This window comes from Novosphingobium sp. HR1a (assembly GCF_015594425.1).
GTDB classification, from domain to species: Bacteria; Pseudomonadota; Alphaproteobacteria; order Sphingomonadales; family Sphingomonadaceae; genus Novosphingobium; species Novosphingobium resinovorum_A.
Window position 1 is genome coordinate 56,393 of sequence record NZ_JABXWS010000066.1, and the last position, 17,596, is coordinate 73,988.

Below are 17,596 nucleotides of genomic sequence, written 5' to 3' on the forward strand. Positions count from 1 at the left end.
TTGATCATCCTATTGGCAGCCCGTCCCTTGGCATGGCAGGGCTGCGACAAAAGCGCATCGCACACCTTCACGTTCCCGGCAATTTTGCGATTGCGCCAAAATCTGCCGGGACCGGCGACGCAGTTGCATTTGCGGGATTTGCGATTGACGAAACCCCCGGCCTCACCCCAGACGACAGGAAAAAGCCGCAACGCTAAGGACATCCATGACCAAGCCCGAAGCCCCCAGTCCGGGTTCGCTCACCCCCGATCGCCGCCAGTTCCTGGAAGGACTGGCCGCCCTCGGCGCCGCTGCCACTGCGGGTGCGCCGGCCGTCGAGGCTCGCACTGCGAAGGCCGCTGCGCGCTCCCCGGTCAGCGATGCGCGGCTGCGTGAGGCGATCGATACGGTCGTGGTGATCTATGCGGAGAACCGCAGCTTCAACAACCTCTTCGCAGACTTCCCCGGCCTGCAGCAACCGCTGTCGAAAGTCCCGGCCGACCGCTCCATCCAGCGCGACCGCGACGGCAAGCCGTTCGAGACCCTGCCGAAGATCTGGGAGGGCCTTGTCCCCGACCGGCAGGTGGTCGAGCATACCGAGTACCTGATCGGCCCCGATGACCTTGCGCCCCTGCCCAACGCGCCTTTCGCGCTGAAGACCAAGGAAGGCGATCCGCTGCCTCACGGCGTCGTGACCCGCGACCTTGTCCATGCCTTCTACCAGAACCAGTGGCAGATCAACGGCGGGCGCAACGACGGCTTCGTCGCCTGGGGAGACAGCGGCGCGCTCGTCATGGGCCACTACGCCGACACCCGCGCCCAGCTTCGCCTGTGGCAGGTCGCGCGTGAATTCACCTTGTGCGACAACTTCTTCATGGGTGCATTCGGCGGCTCGTTCCTGAACCACCAGTACCTGATCGCCGCGCAGCCCTCGTTTTACCCCGATGCGGACAAGAGCCCCGCCGCGCGGCGTATCGCAAAGGTCGAGGGCGACGATCCCAAAGGCACCCGCCTCAAGCTGGAGCCGAAGACCGCGCCAAGCGCGATGGACGGCCCCGCCAGCTTCGTGACCAGCACCCTCTCGCCTGACTTCTGGGCGGTGAACACGATGCTGCCGCCTTATACGCCCACGTACCTGCCCGATCCCGACAAGCCCGGTTACGCGGACTGGACGAACGGGCAGACGCTGGTGCCTCAGGATCACCGGACCATCGGCGACATGCTCTCCGCGCGCGACATCGGCTGGGCCTGGTATGCTGGTGGGTGGAATTCAGCGCTCGGCAAGGACGCTTCGTTCCCCGCCCGGCCCAACCTGCAGCCGCATCACCAGCCGTTCAACTATTATTCCCGCTTCGCCCCCGGCACGAAAGACCGCGAGGAGCACCTGCGCGACGCGGGCGAAGGCAGCACCGCACGCACCAACCGCTTCCTCGCCGATGCGGAGGCGGGGCGCCTTCCTCCCGTCAGCTTCTACAAGCCGCAGGGCAACCTCAACATGCACGCGGGCTATTCCGACATCGATGCGGGCGACCGTCATATCGCCGCAGTCATCGACGCCCTGCGCGCCAGCCCGCAGTGGGAGCGTATGATGATCGTCGTCACTTTCGACGAGAACGGCGGCTGGTGGGACCACGTCGCCCCGCCCAAGGGCGACCGCTGGGGACCGGGCACCCGTATCCCGGCCATCGTCATCTCGCCGCGTGCCCGCAAGGACTTTGTGGATCACACGATCTACGACACCGGATCGATCGCCCGCTTCCTCACCCGTCGCTTCGGGCTCGCCAAGCTGCCGGGTCTGGCGATGCGCGAAGAGGCGATGCGCGCGGCAGGCGGCGTCGCTCCGGGAGACCTGACCGGAGCGCTCGATCTCTGATCGGAGCGCCGGTCAGGCCCCGGTTCAGGCCCTGCTTCAGGCCACTCCGGAAGCGACGAACCACGAACGGAACACGCCTTCGCTCTCCGGCCCGTACCGGAACGGACCGCTGCGCGCCGCCGGGCTGGTCGCCTGATAGCCGGTCTCTACCGAGGAGAACCCGGCCGCCTCGAACAGCGAGCGATAGTCCGCGCTGAGCGCACCGCGCCAGTTCGGCTCGTTGTTGTACTGCGCTTCCAGTTCGCCTGACAGTTCGACCCAGGCATCGGAATTGTCGTGCAGCAGCGGCACCTCGAGGTGGACCGCGACGCCGCCCGGACGCAGCAGGCGGCGACTTTCGGCGATGATCGCCATCGTCGCGGCCTGCGAGGTCTCGTGGAACATCACACAGCTGAACACGAGGTCGAAGCTGCCGTCGGCAAAGTCGGTCTTCTCCGCGCTTTGCTGCGAGAAGTGCACGCCTGCGCCCAGGTGCTCGGCGCGGGCATGGGCGTAGCGCAGCATCGATGCGCCGACATCGATGCCGTGGACTTCCGCATCCGGGAAGCAGGTCGCGGCAGGCACGGTGCTGGTGCCGATGCCGCAGCCCATGTCGAGGATGCGCGCCGGATTCAGGTCCGGGAAGCGGGTGAGGACGTGCGCCATCGCGGTCTGCCCGCGCAGGTCGTTGAGCATGCCGCCGTTGCGGCCGAGCATGTAGACCGCACCACCGCGATCCATCATCGCGCCCTGCAGGATCGAGCCGTCGTCATGGGCATTGCCGCCCGGCATCAGGTGGATGTCGCCCCGCCGGATATAGTCGGGCACGGCGAAATCCGGATCGGTGCGCACCGAACCCAGCGGTGCCTCGATCGCGGCGAGGTCTTCGAGGTCGCCCGCCTGCCGCTCGACGCTGGCGGCAACGCTGGACCACAGCTGGCGCTGCGATTCCCGCTTGAGCGAGAGCCAGGTCGAGAAGCTCTCGTGCTGCCCCATGCGTTCGCGCAAGGCGGCGGCGGTGTTGTTGGCACCGGCGCTGGCCTTCTGCTCGGCGGCGGCGATGCGGGCCTGCACCGGCTCGATCCGGGTCATGACGTAGAGCTTGAGATCGCGCACGAACAGCTGCTCGGCCAGTTCGTCATGGCTCGGCACCGCGATCAGCGGGTGGTCGAGCTGGGCACGGCGTTCGGACATCTGTTCGCTCACGGCAGGGTCTCCTCGGCAGGGGCGTTCATTGCGGTCAGTTCCGCCTCGGCGGCTTCGCGCAAGGGGCGGAAGACCTTGTCGAGCGTGGCCTTGCGCAGACCTTCACGCTGCGCGGCGGCCTCCGCATCGGGCTCGAAGGCATCGACAGCGCCCGCGGGCAACGTGCCCGAGACGGCCAGAAGCCGCTCGGCGGCGTCGAGGCGGGCGCGCAGCACGGTCACTTCCGAAGTCAGGCCGACGATCATCGCCAGCAGTTGCTCGTCCATCGGTCGGCTGCCGTCGATGGCGTCGAGCCGGTTGGGCGTGCGGGGCAGGGATTTACGCGTCATGACTCGGGGAAGCTCTTGTTGCGTCAGTTGGACTGTACTCCGACTGGCTGCAACGTCGAGGCGGGCGGCTCAACCGCATCCTCGGCTGTCTCCGGCAGGCGATAACGCAGCATGATGATGCTGGCGATCACGGCGGCGAGCGCGGGCACCAGCGAGACGGTGACCATGATGCCGGTTTTGACGCTCGCGGGCTGCTCCTCCGCCCCGGCGCTGGTGGAGGAGACGAAGCCGGTCCAGCTCATGATCGTGCTGAACAGGAAGATGCCGAAGGCCGACGTGCCCTTCTCCACCATGACGAAAACGCCCGCGAGCATGCCTGCGCGGTTCTCGCCCTGGATGCGGCGGGAATAGTCCATGGTGTCGGTCAGCACGGTGTAGAGGCCGAGGAACACCCCGCCGCTCGCCGTGCCGGACAAGGCGCAGGCGATGTAGATGAGTGGAAAGGGCGAACCCGCCGGGATCAGTGCCCAGACGGTGTAGGCCACCGCGCACAGGCTGCCTGCGCTCACCAGCGCGTTGCGGCGCCCGAAACGGCTGGCCATGCGGACCCACAGCATCTGCGAGATCACCATCATCGCCGTCTGCACCGCGAAGATCGTGCCAAGCGCGGTGTCGGTGACGTGCAGGACGTGGCGGGTGTAGTAGGGGATCGCGGTGATGTGGACGGCAAGGCCGGAGAACAGCACCAGCTTGAAGCCCATCAGGCACAGGAACGGCTTGTTGGACCACAGCGCCGCCCATGTCGCCGCGAACGATCCGGTGGGCTTCTTCTCCGCCTCTACCGGGTGGCGCTCCTTGAGCAGCAGGAACGCGGCGATCCCGCCGAGCGCGATGGCAATGCCCAGCACCAGCGCGACATGGCCGTGCCCCGCGCGGTCGCTCCCCAGCCGCGCCAGCAGGAACGGCGCCGCCGAGGTCGCCGCGAAGCTACCGAGCGACGAGCCATAGACGCTGAAGGTCATTAGCCGCGAACGGGCGTGGAAATCGTCCGTGATCGCGCGCCCGATCGCAAGGTAGGGGATGCGGAACATGGTGTAGGCGGTCGAGTAGAGCAGCAGCGTGAAGCCCACGTAGAGCCACATGTTGTCACCCTGCAGCCCGCCCGGCACATTGAAGAGCAGGATCATCGACAGGCCTGCCAGCAACCCACCGCCTAGCAGGTAGGGCCGGAACTGGCCGAAGCGCGTGCGGGTACGGTCGCCGATGTAGCCCATCAGCGGATCGGTCATCGCATCGTAGATCTTCGCCGCGACGGTCAGCATCCCGGCCAGCGCGATGGCGAGGCCGAGCGAGTCCGTCATGAACCGCAGGTGCAGCAGCCCTACGGCGCTCACCAGCGCGGCGGAAGTGAACGAGCCGATCGCCCATCCGATGTACGCGCTTTTCTTCATTCCGGCACCTCCGTGGATGGTCTTGACCTGCATGATGCCGTCACTGGTCGGTCCACACGCTGGTCATGTCCGAGCTGCCGACCTTGGGGCAGCCTTCCCTGGGCAGCTGGACCGCGACCATGAACGAGCCTTCCGGGCCGGACTTCGAGATGTGCCCCTCCCCCGTGCAATCCTCTGCATAAGCGAGGTCGCCGTGCTTCAGTTCGTACTCGGTTCCGTCGTGCAGACCGATGATCATGGAGCCGAACAGCGGGATCAGCAGGGTCGGGTTGTTGGCGACATGGAAGCCGAAGCCCGCATTGGGCTGCGAACCGCCAAGGGTCACGCGAAAGGCCGTGCGGCGCAGCAGCGTGGCGATTTCCTGCCCGCGCGGCTCCACCACGTCGAGCTGTTCGGCGCGGGTGAGGCCGTCCGGGCCGGAGTAGAGGTGGAACACCCGCTTGATCCACGGCATCGGATCGCCGGTGCCCTTGAATTCCATCGGGAAGCCCTGTCCCGGCAGCGGCTTGACCGCTGCGGGAGCCTCGGCCGCATCGGCGTAATGGGACAAGCCCATCATCGCCATCAACATGCCGCCACCGGCGAGGAAATCGCGCTTGCTGTGCGTCGTCATCGCGGGCGATCTCCTCAGGCGGCTTCGCGGCGAGCGGGGGCGAAAGCGCGCGGCTCGCTGTCGGGACGCTGCCAGATCAGCGGCAGGTTCTCGCTGGGGGCGGGGTGGACGCCCTCGGGCTGGGCGAGGACGTCGACGCCCGGCACCGGGGTCAGACCCTCGCGCGGGCACCAGTAGCTGTCGTCGCCGATCATGCGCATGGCAAGGCCGGTGCGCGCGAGGGTGTCGGAATCGTTGCCCTTGGAATAGTGCGGGATGTCGACGTGGAACAGCACCGCGTCGCCCGGCTCCAGATCCCAGGTGACGAAGCGGAACGGGAAGTCCGGATTGTCCCGCTCGGCCTGGAAGTCGGGGAAGCGGAAGGTGCCGTCACCCGCCGGGCCGAAGCGCGATCCGGTTTCGATGCAGAACTTGTGATAGCCCGCGACGAACTCGATCTGGCCGTTCTCCCTGTTCACCGGCGAAAGCGCGACCCACAGGTTCGGGATCATCGTGCCGGTGAAGGGCCAGAGGTGGTCGGCGTGCCACTGCATGATCGAGGGCGAGAGCGGCGGCTTGCGGAACAGGTGATCGTGGAACATCTGCACGTTGTCCGCGCCGATCACCCGGCCGACGATCTCGCCTGCGGGCGAGTTGAAGACGAAGTCGCGGAACGGGCCGGGCTTGCGCCACAAGTGCGCGACCGAGATCATCGCCCCGTGCGAGGGGCCGGTCTGGCCGTAAGCCTCGGGATCGCTCTCAACCGCGCGCGCCGCGTCCTGCATCTTCGCGATCCATTCGGCGTCGAACATCTGGCGCAGGCAGACCACGCCGTCACGGGCGTAATCGTCGATGTCCTGCTGCGTGACGGGATTGAGAGGTTCCTTGTTCATCGTCTTTCTCTTCTCAATTTGCGGAGGGCCGGGGTGTTGACGGCCGGGGATGGGCCGCAAGCCATGCGCGGGCGCGCAGGATCGCGTTCTGACGCACGTCCTCGTAGAAAAGGCCGAGGTCGTGATAATGCATGCTGTCTCCCGGCAGCGGCTTGAGGCCAAGCGCGGGATCGGGATCGACCACTAGCAGCCCGCGCTCGCACTTCGCGGAGACGGCGTGGGGAACGATGGCCTTGATGGCGCTCTCGTCAGGCGCGCCGGGAACGGCACCCTTCGCGGCATCGCGCAGGGCGGCGGGCTGCGAGCGATCGAAGGTCAGCGGATTGATGCACAGGATCGTCGGATCGGCGCCCTGCGGCAGCACCGTGCGGTTGTAGGCTTCCGCGAAGGACGCCGTTTTCGCAAGGTCGGCGCTCGGCAGGATCGAGCTCCAGTGCACCACGCAGCCGATGCTGTCGGGCTTGTCGCACATCTTCAGCTTCGAGCTCGGTCGATCATACTTCGACGCCGGGAAGGTGATGCCAACGTCATAGGCCGCCACCATGCGCGCGGCGAGCGGCTTGCCGTCGATCTCCTCGTCCAGCAGCCGCTCGAGATGCGCGGCGCCCTGGCTGTGGCCCACGAGGATGAAGGGGTGGCCCTTGTTGTAGTGGTCGAGGTAGTAGCGGAACGCGCGCTTCACGTCGCCATAAGCGAGCGCGAAGGCATCCTCGCGGATCTTGCCGCCTTCCTTCTGCGCGCCGCTGGTCGCCTGGCGATAGCGCGGGGCGAAGACACGGCAGCAGCCGTTGAACACCCCGCCCTGCCGCGCGATCACGCTGCCGTCGGTCCAAGCGTTGGTCGCCTTGTCCGGCACCGGCTGGTTGTAGCGATCCATCGAGCGATCGGTGGTCGGGTGGATGTAGAACACGTCGACCGGCAGGTTCTGCCGCGCCGTCGATCCGGGCGCGACCGCCGCGGCGGCGCCCTCGTTCCTGCCGTCAGCCGCCCAGCTGGATGCGCGGGCGTAGTCGGGGGCGGATGGTACTTGCGCCATGAGAGGCGCGGCTGAGGCAAGGCCGGTAATGGCCGTCAGGATTCGGAATAGAGGCTTCACGTCCGCTCGTTCTCTTGTCTGAAGAGGAGATGGAGCCGGGATTCGGAAGGCCTCGCCGATCCGTCACGACCCCTTCAACCTGATCGGACGAAAGCGGGTTGAAAAGCTTACAAATCTCGGCAGGCGATAGAGTTTCCTTATACTGTCGCGGTCAGGGCGCGATCGCTCCGGTACGACTGGCGCAGTTGCGACGCGAACCGCCGCACCGATGCGCTCTTGTAGCTGCCATGCACGCTGAGCAGGCCCAGGGCGGGCGCCTCTACCCGCGTGTCGGGTACGCGGCAAAGCGTCCCGGCCTCCAGCTCGGCCGCGACGAGGTCGTCCGGCAGCATGCCCAGCAACCCGCCGTCGAGCACGAGCGAGCGGATCAGGCTGATCGAACTGGAGCGAACCGCCGCCTTGGCAGGCGTCATGCCCAGATGCTGGAGCATGGCGAGCAGGCCCTTGGCCTCGTCCTGATCGGGCGCAAGATTGGGCACCGCGACTTGCGCCCAGTCATGCGGGGCGAGCGGCTGACCGGAAGCGATCTCGTCGAAAATGCGGTGATCGGGTCGCGCGAAGACCGAGTAGAACTGGCGGACCAAAAGATCGAAGTCGAACTCCTCGTCCTCCGGATCGACGTTTGCGTTGGCGCAAAAGGCGAGGTCGATCTCGCCCTGCCGCAGCCGCTCATGCAGTTCGGAACTGTAGCCCTCGACGATGCGCAGGGCGACGTCGGGGTCGGTCTCGCGGAACTTCGCGACGATGCGGGAGAACTGCGCATTCACCATCACCGGGTGCACACCCAGCTCGATGATCTGGGCGCGGCTGCTGCGCTCGACTTCGGCCAGCAGGCGGTTCTGCTCGCTGACGATCAGGCGGGCGCGCACGATCAGGCGTTCGCACGCCTCGGTCGGCTTGATGCCGCGCGGGCCGCGAATGAACAGCGAAAGGTTGAGGCTTTCCTCGAGCTGGCGGATGCTCCAGGTCAAGGCGGGCTGCGACATTCCGAACAATTTCGCGGCCTTGCGAAAGCTGCCGGACTCGTAGACCGCGATCATACGCTCGAGTTTGGCGATGTTCATTGCTGCCTCCTTCGTGGCGTGGAGGCGGACGATCGATCAAGCCTATAAAGAAGAGTAATAGATAATTTGGATTATCCGCCCTGCGAGGGGATGGCACGGCATGGGTTCACCCACCTTGCGGCCGCGCCCAGTGTGACCGGTGCCGAAACAGGGCGCCGCTGCCGCGCACCGCCCTTACGGAGCCGTCCCATGTCGCTAGAAATCCTTGGAGTCCTGCTCCACCGCAACGCATCGGAGATCAGCCGCGGCGGCGGTCCCGCGTTCGACGTCGACATGATCGAGAAGATGGCCCGCGCCTTCGACGAGAACGACTTCGACCGCGTCCTGATCCTGCAGAACTCCTTCGCGCCCGATCCTTTCGCGATCGCCAACTATGCGGCGGCAGTGACGGAAAAGCTGGCCTTCATGGTCGCCCACCGCCCCGGATTCATCGCGCCGACCATGGCCGCGCGGATGTTCGCGACGCTCGACAACCTCAGCGGCGGCCGCGCCGGGGTCCACGTCATCACCGGCGCCAACGACACCGAACTGGAGTGCGACGGAGACTTCCACACCAAGGAAGAACGCTACCACCGCAGCGCCGAATACGTCGAAATCATGCGCAAGGTGTGGTCCAGCGGCACCCCGGTGGACCATAACGGCACCTACTACCGGTTCAACAAAGCCTTGTCGGAACTCAAGCCAGTGGGCGGCGGCGCGATCCCGGTGTACTGGGGCGGGTCCTCCCCGCTCGCGCTGGAGAAGGGCGCCGAGGTCGCCGACGTCTATGCCATCGGTGGCCTCAAGCCGCTCGACCAGATGGCGAGCACCGTCGCGCAGATCCGCGATGCCTGGGCGCGTACCGGCCGCCCTGTCCGCATCCAGACTTCGGTGCGCGTGATCGTCGGCGAGACTGAGGACGCCGCGTGGAGGGCCGCCGCCGACGTCGTCGAGGCGCTGCGCGAAACCGCGCTCGAACAGCAGCGCAAGATCGCCGGCAGCGACGAGGCGCTGAGCACCGGCATGCGGCTCGATCCCAAGCTGGCCACCACTAAGGGCGGTTCGGGCCGCGAGGAGCTTGAGGCGATCGCGGGCGGCAAGGACCTGCTCGACAAGCGGCTGTGGACCGGGATCACCAAGGCGTCAGTCAGCTTCTCGACGCCGATGCTGCCGCCCGCGCTGGTGGGCACCGCCGAGCAGGTCGCCGATGCGATGATGGACTATTACGCGATGGGCATCACCGGCTTCCTGATGCGCGGCTTCGATCTCTACGGCGACATCGCCCTGCATGGCCGGGACCTGATCCCCACGCTGCGCCGCCTAGCCGCCGAGCACGACGCCCGCGTCGGCCTCTCCGAAACCCAGCCCGTCTGAGGACCGTCATGAAGCGCTTCATCCCCATCCTTGCAGCAGCGTTCCTCTCGGGCGCCTGTTCCGCCGCCGACCGCCCCGCCCCCACACCGTCGCCGGTCTCGCCGCTATCGCCGGGGGCCGAGGCGTTCCGCGTGCTTCACATGTACGGCGGCGACGACGGCGAATCTCACCTCGAGATCAAGGACCTGCCGCGCACCGGCGGCGTCCCCGGCAAGAGCGTCCAGACCCGCCTCTACGCCACCGACGTGGAGATCGGCGACGCGCTGCCCGGAGACTTCATCGATTATCACGGCGTATCGACGCCGCGCTTCCTGATCGTCCTGTCGGGCCAGCTGGAAGTCGGCTTCGGCGACGGATCGAAGCACGTACTGTCCAAAGGCGACATCGTGCTCGCCGACGACGTGACCGGGCGCGGCCACACCTCGCGCACAATCGGCACCGAGCCGGTGCGCATCCTCACGGTGCGGTTGCCCAAAGAAAACAGCTTCCAGCCCAAGCTCAATCCGTGCCCTGAAGGCGTACCTGCCGAGCAGTGCGTCAGCGCCCGCCTCACCGGCCGGCAAACGGGCGCGCCGCCCTCCGACAAGAAGTAACCCACACCAAAGCTAAGGAATCGACGTGGCAGCATATATCGTAGCAACCGTGGTCATCACCGACGCCGAGAAGTTCGGCGCCTACGTCAAGGCCATCGCCGGTCTCAGCGAAAAGCACGGCGGCGAATACCTCGTGCGCGGCAAGGTGAGCGAAGTGCTCGAAGGCGACGTCAATCCCGACGAGCGCGTGGTCGTCTCGCGCTTCGAGACCGAGGAAGCCGCCCTCGCCTATGCCAAGAGCCCGGAATACAAGGCCGGTGCGGCGTTGCGCGAAGGCGCAGGCACAGTGCAGACGCGTCTGATCATCGCTCCCTGAGAGTTTGAGTAGAAAATGCCCGATTGGGCATTTTCTGTGCGGCACCGGCCCACTCCCCCACCCGACCACCCGCAGGATACTACCGTTGGGTGGTCGGGTGGGGGAGTGGGCCGGTGCCGAGAAATTCGCCTGCAGCGAATTTTCAAACGGAAACCGCGAAGGCCGTCCGCATCGCGGGCGGCCTTCGCATTTGGTTCATCGGCAGGCGGATAGAATATCGGCGAACCATCCGACCCACACAGTGATCAGCTATATGGATCATGCGCGGGTAGTGATTTTATGAGGTACACGAGAGATGAAAGCGCTTCGCGGCCTGGCCGCAACTCTTCCGCTTACAGGTCTGGCCATGACCATGAGCCTGTTCGTGGCCGTAGCCCCCGCCTCGGCCCAGACGGCGAATGCACAGGCGGGCAAGCGCCTGTTCATGCGCTGCCAGGCCTGCCACTCGACGGCAGCGGGCCAGCCCAACAAGGTCGGCCCCAACCTTAACGGTTTCATCGGCAAGAAGGCTGCGAGCCGCCCCGGCTTCCGCTATTCGCCTGCTCTGACCAAGAGCAGCGTCAAGTGGGACGACAAGTCGCTCAACGCCTGGCTTGAACGGCCGAGCAAGCTGGTTCCCGGCACCACCATGGCTTTCCCCGGCATCGCCAAGCCGGAAGATCGCGCCGCCCTGATCGCCTGGCTCAAGACCGCGACGAAGTGAGCGAGGCGGTGAGGCCGGCGGCCGACGCCCGCGACGGCGAATTCGCCCGGGGATGGAAGATCGTGCTGGCCGCCACCCTTGGTGTCGGCCTCGGCCTTTCCCCCATGCCGGTCTACACCCTGGGGATGCTGGCCCCCCAGCTTTCAGCCGCCTTCGGGTGGTCGATCGCGGAGGTCATGGGCGTCATGTCCGTCACGACCCTCACCGTCGTGCTTTCCGCGCCGCTGACCGGGGCGCTCACCAACCGGTTCGGCGCGCGAGGCGTCGCGCTGTGCTCTGTGGTATTGTTCGGCCTCGGCGTGCTGTCGCTGGCGTTGTCCTCCGGGTCGATCCTCGGCTTCTACCTCACCTGGGGCTTCATCGCGCTGGGCGGCGCGGGAACGCTGCCGATCACCTGGACCCGCCTCGTCAACGAGCACTTCCAGCGCAACAAGGGCCTTGCCCTCGGCCTTGCCATGATGGGCTCGGGGCTGTTCGGCATCTTCGCCAAGCCCTATGTGCGCTGGCTGATCGAACAGTGGGGCTGGCGCGGCGCCTTCGTCGGGCTCGGCCTGCTGCCGCTGGTGCTGGCCCTGCCCGCCGCCTTCATCTGGTTCCGCGCGCCCAAATCCCGCGTGGATGAACCCGCCGCCGCCCCCGTCCCGATGGGCGGCATGACGACCGCGCAGGCGGTGCGCGACTGGCGCTTCTGGCTGCTGGCCGTGGCGCTGGTGCCGATCTCCTTCGCGCTCGGCGGTGCGGTCCCCAACATGGAAGGCATCCTGCGCGCCGGGAAGCTGGATAGCGGCACGATCGCCTCGCTCACGCCGCTCATCGGCCTGTCCGCGATCATCGGACGGCTTGTCGGCGGCTGGCTGCTCGACCGCTTCTGGGCGCCGATGATCGGCACCATCCTGCTCGCGCTGCCCGGCCTGTCCTACTGGAGCCTCATGGGCGGGACCATCGACCCGCAGGCGGCAGGCATCTCGATCTTCCTGATCGGCTTCGCGCTGGGCATCGAGTACGATTTCATCGCCTTCATCGTCGCCCGCTATTTCGGGATGAAGCACTACGGCACGATCTATGGCTGGCTCTACATCCCCTTCGCGATCGGCGCCGGGTTCGCCGCGCCGGTGTTCGGGCACGATTTCGACGTCAACGGCAGCTATGTCCTGTCACTGAGCTGTTCGGCGATAGCCTTGCTGACCTGCGCCGGTGCGCTACTCCTGCTCGGCCCCTACCGCACGTTCGAGGCGTCAGAACGCCCCTGAAGGAACGAGCCCTGATGGTGCAGCCTGCAGGAAGCCTGCCTGCTGCACCGTCTGGCGAAACGACCGGCTGACCGGCACTTCCAGCCCGTCCCGCAGCACCAGCCGGGGTGCGCCTGCACTGCCTGCCACCCGGACCACCGCGCCCGAGGCTACCCAGAAGCTGCGGTGGACCTGCAGGCCCCTCCCGCCCAGTTCGCTGACCGCCTGCGACAGGCGATAGAGGATCAGCGCATTGCCCGCGCTGGTGTGGACGCGCAGGTAATGCTGCTCGGCCGAGAGCGCGAGCACTTCGCCGCGCAGGGTCACCGGCACTTTCGTCATGAACGGCAGCACGCTCTCGACGCTGCTGGGTGCGTGGCCTGTCTCGATGCTCGGCCGGTAGCCGTAGCAGGGCATCTTCCAGAAGTGGAAGAGCATCAGGTTGATCAGCGGCCACTCGATATAGCCGTAGATGTGCGTCTTGAAGAACAGCACCGCATCCAGCCGGATCTGCGGCATCGGACGCGTCATCGGCAAGTCCGGGAACATGCCGAGATAGGCGTGAACCCATAGCTTGAGCGCCATGTCGGACGGCAGCGAAGCCACCACCACCCCGACCATCAGCGTCGCCCAGAGCGGCATCCCCGCGCCGCGCAGCGGCCTCGCCAGCGCGCGGGTAACGATGTCGTTCGCCCACCAGCCGCACATCGACAGGCCGATCCAGAACGCGATCGCATGTTCCTTGGGCCAGGCGACCGTGCGCCCCGCTTGAGGCCATCCGGCGACGAAGCCGAGGAACACCGGCACCCCGATGAAGTGGACGCAGAGCTGGCGCGGATTGAGGCCGAGCAGCAGCGGCTCGTCCGAAAGCCAGAAACCCCTCGTGAACATGCGGTGACCTGCCATGCCGAATCCCCGTATCGCTGCCTCACTGCAGAAACGGCCGATCCCGTGGATTTGCGGGCCTCGACTCCGTTCGTGCAACACGAATGACGTTCGTGAAGGCCCGTCCGCGCATCAATGGCGTTCAGGAATTTTGATCGCCTGCCGGGAACGCTTGATTGCACGGCGCCCGCCCGGCCGATCACCCTGCCTGCCAGAACACCGTCCCATGACACTGGCCAGGGAGGCCCCCTTTGACACGCGAACTTTCCCGTCGGACCCTGCTCGCCACCGGCATGGTGGCTGCGGCCGCCGCCTACTTGCCCCGCATGGCCTTCGCCGCCGAGAAGACCGACGTGGTGGTCATCGGCGCCGGTCTCGCCGGGCTCAATGCGGCGCTGCTACTCGCCGAAAATGGCTGCCGTGTGACGGTGCTCGAAGCCGGGAGGCGCATCGGCGGCCGCGTCTTCACCTCGACCGAGATCGAAGGCCATCCCGAGCACGGCGCATCACAGATCGGCCGTTCCTACGCCCGCGTCCTCGACCGCTGCGAGGCGCTGGGGGTGAAGCTGGCACAAGGCTCCAACATCTACGACAACTATGCGATCTCCCTCGACGGGCAGTTGATCCGACCGGGACAGTGGGAGAACCACCCGCTGAACAGGACGATCGGCGCGGAGCGCGGCGTCGTGCCTTTCGCGCTCGGCAGCTACTACCTCGCCAAGACCTACCCGTGGAACACGATGGACGGCTGGGCCTCACCCGAGGCTCTGGCGAACTACGACGTTTCCGAGGCCGACTACCTGCGCCGCGTGGGCGCATCGCCCGCCGCGCTCGACCTCGTCGCGCGCGGCTATGGCGACGGCGATCTCGATGCGATTTCCGCGCTGACGCTCATGCAGGAAATGGGCCGCGCCAAGTTCGAGGGGAACGGCGTGCCGACCTCGGCCAAGCAGGACCGGTTCCAGCAGGCCTCGTTCCTGTCCTACCGCATCCTCGGCGGGTCCTCGCGCCTGGCCGACGCCATGGCCGATGCCCTCAAGGGCGCGGTGCTGACCGGCAAGCAGGTCACCGCCATCGACATGACGGACACCGGCGCGACGGTCACGTGCGGCGACGGCTCCAGCTACAAGGCGGACTACGTGGTCTCTGCCCTGCCCTTCACCGCACTGCGCAAGGTCGCGGTCACGCCTGCGCTCACCGGCGGGCAGGCGGACGCAGTCAAGCTCATGCCCTACAGCGGCCAGAACCAGGTCTGGCTGCGCGTCAAGGCGCCTTACTGGGAGCAGGACGGCATCGAGGGCTCGATGTGGACCGACGGCCCGGTCAGCCTGCTGCGCCAGTCGATCGCGCCCGACGGCTCGCGCGACAGCGCCGTCGCCATCACCAGCGGCGTCAAGGGCGACGCGCTCGACCGCATCCCGGCCAAGGAGCGCGGCGAATATGTCCTCTCCGAACTGGCGCGGATGCGGCCCTCGACCAAGGGCAAGCTGGAAGTGCTCGGCGTCTTCTCGTGGAAGCTCGACCCGCTGATCCACGGCTGCCGCCACGGCTATCATCCGGGCCAGATGAAGGCCTTCCGCCCGACAATGGCCCAGCAGCACGCCCGGATGCACTTCGCGGGCGAGCATACGCGCCTGATGGAAGTGGGCATGGAATCGGCGATGGAAACCGGAGAGCGCGCCGCGCTCGAAATCCTCGACCGCATCTGAAGCCGACCGACAGACCGAATTTCCGACCGTCCGCAAGGGCGGCGGAAAGACACACGCGCCGGGCGCCAGAACCCGGCCAGAAAACGACGCAGACGGAACAAGGTTCAGCACCAAGGGGGAAGTACCATGATGAATGCCAGGATCCTGCTAGCCGCAGGAGTATCGCTCGCCGCGCTCGTCCCAGGCGCGGCCCATGCGCAAGTCGAGGACATCGTCGTCACCGCGCGCAAGGAAAAGGAAACGCTGCAGGAGGTGCCGATCTCGGTCGCCGCCTTCGACCAGGACATGATCGCACGCTACGATATCTCCGACCTCGAGGACATCGCCAAGCGCACGCCGAACTTTACCTTCTCCAACAACCTCGGCATGTTCGGCGGTGTCCCGGTGATCCGCGGCATCGGCGCGCCGCGCACCGGCAGCAACGCCTCGGTCGGCCTGTTCATCGACGGCGTCGACACCGGCAACGCGGGCGGCATCAGCCTGCAGTCCTTCGACGTCGAGCGCATCGAAGTCGTTCGCGGCCCGCAGAGCACCCAGTTCGGGCGCGGCGTGCTGGCGGGCGCGATCAACTACGTCTCGCGCCGCCCCAACCTCGACAAGATCGAGGCCGAGTTCGGCGGCGAGATCGCGGAATACGGCCTATACCGCGTGGAAAGCCGCGTCAGCGGCCCGGTCGCGGATGGCCTGGCGTTCTCGCTCGCCGCGCAGCGCCGCAGCTTCGACGGCTTCTATGACGATGCCAATACCGGCGACGACATGGGCAATTCGGACAGCACCGCCGTGATCGGCGGCATCCGCGCCCAGTTCGGTGCCGAGAAGCAGGCCGAACTCTACGTCCGCCTCGCCTACAGCGACGAACACATCGGCCAGCCCGCCTGGCATCAGGTGGCGACCAACACCCAGACCGGCACGCTCGCCAGCCAGCGCTGGTATGTCGGCACGCTGAAGGGCGATCCCGACAAGCTGGGCAGCAACGCCGCCGATTACGGCAACATCGACCTCAAGTATTACCGCGCCGCCGCGCACTTCAACTACGACTTCGGCGGCGCCGCATTCTCGTCGATCTCCGCCTACAACCGCAGCCATCAGCTTCAGGACGTGGACTCCGACTTCACCGCCAATCCCGACCTGATTTCGGGCTCGACTCTGCTCGGCAACTTCCGCAGCGCGCTGGACGTCCATGTCGAGGATTTCAGCCAGGAACTGCGCCTGCAGTCATCGGGCACCGGTCCGTTCAAGTGGCTGATCGGCGGCTACTTCCGCAAAGAAAACTACTCCAGCGACGACTACTCCCCGACCGCCGCGCAAGGCTCGTCCAGTGTGCTGGCCCCGACGCCCAACGTGCTCACGCGCGATACGAAGACCTACGGCGTGTTCGGCTCGCTCAGCTACGAGATCACGCCCGGGCTGACGGTGTCGCAGGAGCTGCGCTATTCGCAGGACAAGATCTTCGAAACCTCTCAGCCGCGCGCGGCGACGACCGCAGGTTCCTTCGGCGCGACGTTCAGGAACTGGCTGCCGCGCACCATCGTCGAATGGCAGGCGACGCCCGACCACATGCTCTACGCCAGCGTCGCCAAGGGCAACAAGCCGGGTGGCTTCAACAACGCGGCGGGCACCGGCTTCAGCGCCGTGCCGGACGAATACATCGCCTATGATGAAGAGCAGATGTGGAGCTACGAAGCGGGCTTCAAGACCGCCTGGTTCGATCGCAAGCTGACCTTCAACGCCTCGGTCTTCCACCTCGAATGGTCGGACATCCAGGTCAACTCGCAAGTCACCGTCAACGGCTATCCGGTGGGCATCACGCTCAACGGCGGCAAGGCGCGCGGCACCGGCGCCGAGATGGACTTCCACTTCCAGCCGAACCCCGGCTGGGAAGTCTACGGCGGCCTCGGCTACGCGCCGATCCGCATCCTCGACTACGTGGATACCCGCGTGCGCAATGCCGGGATCACGACCGACGGCAAGGACCAGCTCGCGGGCAGTCCCGACTGGACCGGCAATGCGGGCGTGATCCACAACATCGAACTGGAGGACGTGGGCACCCTGTTCCTGCAGGGCGACGTCAGCTACCGCAGCACCACGTACGCCACCGAGGCGAACCTGGCGGAGACCGGCTCGAAGACCACGGTGGACGTACAGGTCGGCCTGCGCCGCCCCGGCATCCGCGCCTCGCTCTATGTGAACAACCTGCTGGACGACAAGGCGGTGCAATCCGCCCGCGCATACGTGAACCCGACCAATTACGCGCGCAGCTTCATCGTGCAGCTGCCCAACCGCCGACAGGTCGGCCTGCGGCTATCGCTGAAGTACTGAGAAGGATCACCCGGATCGGCCGAGCGCCGGTCCGGGAAAGCCGGGTCGATCGGCCCTCTAGGAGAGATACCCGCGTCTCGCGAGGAA

At 66.6% G+C, this 17,596-nt stretch carries 16 protein-coding genes; 8 read left to right on the forward strand and 8 right to left on the reverse strand.

The window, feature by feature from the left end; all coding sequences use genetic code 11:
* Positions 1 to 205: 205 nt before the first annotated feature.
* On the forward strand, positions 206 to 1,852 hold the full coding sequence (gene acpA, locus HWN72_RS18655; RefSeq protein WP_211150946.1) for an acid phosphatase: 1,647 nt from the start codon (positions 206 to 208) through the stop codon (positions 1,850 to 1,852).
* A gap of 36 nt (positions 1,853 to 1,888) precedes the next feature.
* Here the strand turns inward: acpA and HWN72_RS31835 are convergent, their stop codons facing one another.
* The 7 genes from HWN72_RS31835 to HWN72_RS18690 all read right to left on the reverse strand — a co-directional run bounded on the left by HWN72_RS31835 (position 1,889) and on the right by HWN72_RS18690 (position 8,402).
* Complete coding sequence (locus HWN72_RS31835; protein WP_051586938.1) at positions 1,889 to 3,037, reverse strand: class I SAM-dependent methyltransferase; 1,149 nt, start codon at positions 3,035 to 3,037, stop codon at positions 1,889 to 1,891.
* On the reverse strand, positions 3,034 to 3,366 hold the full coding sequence (locus tag HWN72_RS18665) for a hypothetical protein (protein ID WP_036527005.1): 333 nt from the start codon (positions 3,364 to 3,366) through the stop codon (positions 3,034 to 3,036). Before HWN72_RS18665 ends, HWN72_RS31835 begins: the two co-directional genes overlap by 4 nt.
* 23 nt (positions 3,367 to 3,389) lie before the next feature.
* Positions 3,390 to 4,757, reverse strand: a complete 1,368-nt coding sequence (locus HWN72_RS18670; RefSeq protein ID WP_162177398.1) for an MFS transporter — start codon at positions 4,755 to 4,757, stop codon at positions 3,390 to 3,392.
* Between the two features lie 40 nt (positions 4,758 to 4,797).
* Complete coding sequence (locus HWN72_RS18675) at positions 4,798 to 5,370, reverse strand: hypothetical protein (RefSeq protein ID WP_036527008.1); 573 nt, start codon at positions 5,368 to 5,370, stop codon at positions 4,798 to 4,800.
* A 14-nt stretch (positions 5,371 to 5,384) separates the two neighbouring features.
* Positions 5,385 to 6,242: a phytanoyl-CoA dioxygenase family protein gene (locus tag HWN72_RS18680; protein WP_036527010.1), complete on the reverse strand. Its 858-nt coding sequence runs from the start codon at positions 6,240 to 6,242 to the stop codon at positions 5,385 to 5,387.
* A 13-nt stretch (positions 6,243 to 6,255) separates the two neighbouring features.
* Positions 6,256 to 7,278, reverse strand: coding sequence for a DUF3089 domain-containing protein (locus HWN72_RS18685; protein ID WP_051586939.1), 1,023 nt, complete (start codon positions 7,276 to 7,278; stop codon positions 6,256 to 6,258).
* Between the two features lie 197 nt (positions 7,279 to 7,475).
* Positions 7,476 to 8,402: a LysR family transcriptional regulator gene (locus tag HWN72_RS18690; RefSeq protein ID WP_051586940.1), complete on the reverse strand. Its 927-nt coding sequence runs from the start codon at positions 8,400 to 8,402 to the stop codon at positions 7,476 to 7,478.
* A 189-nt stretch (positions 8,403 to 8,591) separates the two neighbouring features.
* Here HWN72_RS18690 and HWN72_RS18695 point away from each other — a divergent pair, with 189 nt between their 5' ends.
* The 5 genes from HWN72_RS18695 to HWN72_RS18715 all read left to right on the forward strand — a co-directional run bounded on the left by HWN72_RS18695 (position 8,592) and on the right by HWN72_RS18715 (position 12,617).
* On the forward strand, positions 8,592 to 9,755 hold the full coding sequence (locus HWN72_RS18695) for an LLM class flavin-dependent oxidoreductase (protein ID WP_036527011.1): 1,164 nt from the start codon (positions 8,592 to 8,594) through the stop codon (positions 9,753 to 9,755).
* Between the two features lie 8 nt (positions 9,756 to 9,763).
* On the forward strand, positions 9,764 to 10,348 hold the full coding sequence (locus tag HWN72_RS18700) for a cupin domain-containing protein (protein WP_036527013.1): 585 nt from the start codon (positions 9,764 to 9,766) through the stop codon (positions 10,346 to 10,348).
* A 25-nt stretch (positions 10,349 to 10,373) separates the two neighbouring features.
* Positions 10,374 to 10,664, forward strand: a complete 291-nt coding sequence (locus HWN72_RS18705) for a DUF1330 domain-containing protein (protein ID WP_036527016.1) — start codon at positions 10,374 to 10,376, stop codon at positions 10,662 to 10,664.
* 346 nt (positions 10,665 to 11,010) lie between these two features.
* Positions 11,011 to 11,367, forward strand: coding sequence for a cytochrome c family protein (locus HWN72_RS18710; RefSeq protein WP_036527160.1), 357 nt, complete (start codon positions 11,011 to 11,013; stop codon positions 11,365 to 11,367).
* Complete coding sequence (locus HWN72_RS18715; protein ID WP_051586942.1) at positions 11,364 to 12,617, forward strand: MFS transporter; 1,254 nt, start codon at positions 11,364 to 11,366, stop codon at positions 12,615 to 12,617. The genes HWN72_RS18710 and HWN72_RS18715 overlap by 4 nt, the downstream gene beginning before the upstream one ends.
* On the opposite strand, the gene HWN72_RS18720 is transcribed toward HWN72_RS18715, so the two are convergent.
* Positions 12,603 to 13,502: a LytTR family DNA-binding domain-containing protein gene (locus HWN72_RS18720; RefSeq protein WP_081799074.1), complete on the reverse strand. Its 900-nt coding sequence runs from the start codon at positions 13,500 to 13,502 to the stop codon at positions 12,603 to 12,605. The genes HWN72_RS18715 and HWN72_RS18720 overlap by 15 nt on opposite strands.
* Before the next feature lie 230 nt (positions 13,503 to 13,732).
* Here HWN72_RS18720 and HWN72_RS18725 point away from each other — a divergent pair, with 230 nt between their 5' ends.
* Positions 13,733 to 15,190 (forward strand): NAD(P)/FAD-dependent oxidoreductase, encoded by a 1,458-nt coding sequence (locus tag HWN72_RS18725; RefSeq protein WP_155986311.1) that lies wholly within the window; start codon positions 13,733 to 13,735, stop codon positions 15,188 to 15,190.
* A 129-nt stretch (positions 15,191 to 15,319) separates the two neighbouring features.
* Positions 15,320 to 17,509: a TonB-dependent receptor gene (locus tag HWN72_RS18730; protein ID WP_211150947.1), complete on the forward strand. Its 2,190-nt coding sequence runs from the start codon at positions 15,320 to 15,322 to the stop codon at positions 17,507 to 17,509.
* The last annotated feature ends 87 nt before the right edge of the window (positions 17,510 to 17,596 follow it).

Excerpts from the sequence above, each read along its gene's own strand:
- HWN72_RS18675 (WP_036527008.1), bottom strand. The coding sequence starts at position 5,370 with ATGACGACGCACAGCAAGCGCGATTTCCTCGCCGGTGGCGGCATGTTG.
- HWN72_RS18710 (WP_036527160.1), top strand. The coding sequence starts at position 11,011 with ATGACCATGAGCCTGTTCGTGGCCGTAGCCCCCGCCTCGGCCCAGACG.
- HWN72_RS18700 (WP_036527013.1), top strand. The coding sequence starts at position 9,764 with ATGAAGCGCTTCATCCCCATCCTTGCAGCAGCGTTCCTCTCGGGCGCC.
- HWN72_RS18720 (WP_081799074.1), bottom strand. The coding sequence starts at position 13,502 with ATGGCAGGTCACCGCATGTTCACGAGGGGTTTCTGGCTTTCGGACGAG.
- HWN72_RS18680 (WP_036527010.1), bottom strand. The coding sequence starts at position 6,242 with ATGAACAAGGAACCTCTCAATCCCGTCACGCAGCAGGACATCGACGAT.
- HWN72_RS18665 (WP_036527005.1), bottom strand. The coding sequence starts at position 3,366 with ATGACGCGTAAATCCCTGCCCCGCACGCCCAACCGGCTCGACGCCATC.
- acpA (WP_211150946.1), top strand. The coding sequence starts at position 206 with ATGACCAAGCCCGAAGCCCCCAGTCCGGGTTCGCTCACCCCCGATCGC.
- HWN72_RS18730 (WP_211150947.1), top strand. The coding sequence starts at position 15,320 with ATGAATGCCAGGATCCTGCTAGCCGCAGGAGTATCGCTCGCCGCGCTC.
- HWN72_RS18685 (WP_051586939.1), bottom strand. The coding sequence starts at position 7,278 with ATGGCGCAAGTACCATCCGCCCCCGACTACGCCCGCGCATCCAGCTGG.
- HWN72_RS18690 (WP_051586940.1), bottom strand. The coding sequence starts at position 8,402 with ATGAACATCGCCAAACTCGAGCGTATGATCGCGGTCTACGAGTCCGGC.
- HWN72_RS18695 (WP_036527011.1), top strand. The coding sequence starts at position 8,592 with ATGTCGCTAGAAATCCTTGGAGTCCTGCTCCACCGCAACGCATCGGAG.
- HWN72_RS18670 (WP_162177398.1), bottom strand. The coding sequence starts at position 4,757 with ATGAAGAAAAGCGCGTACATCGGATGGGCGATCGGCTCGTTCACTTCC.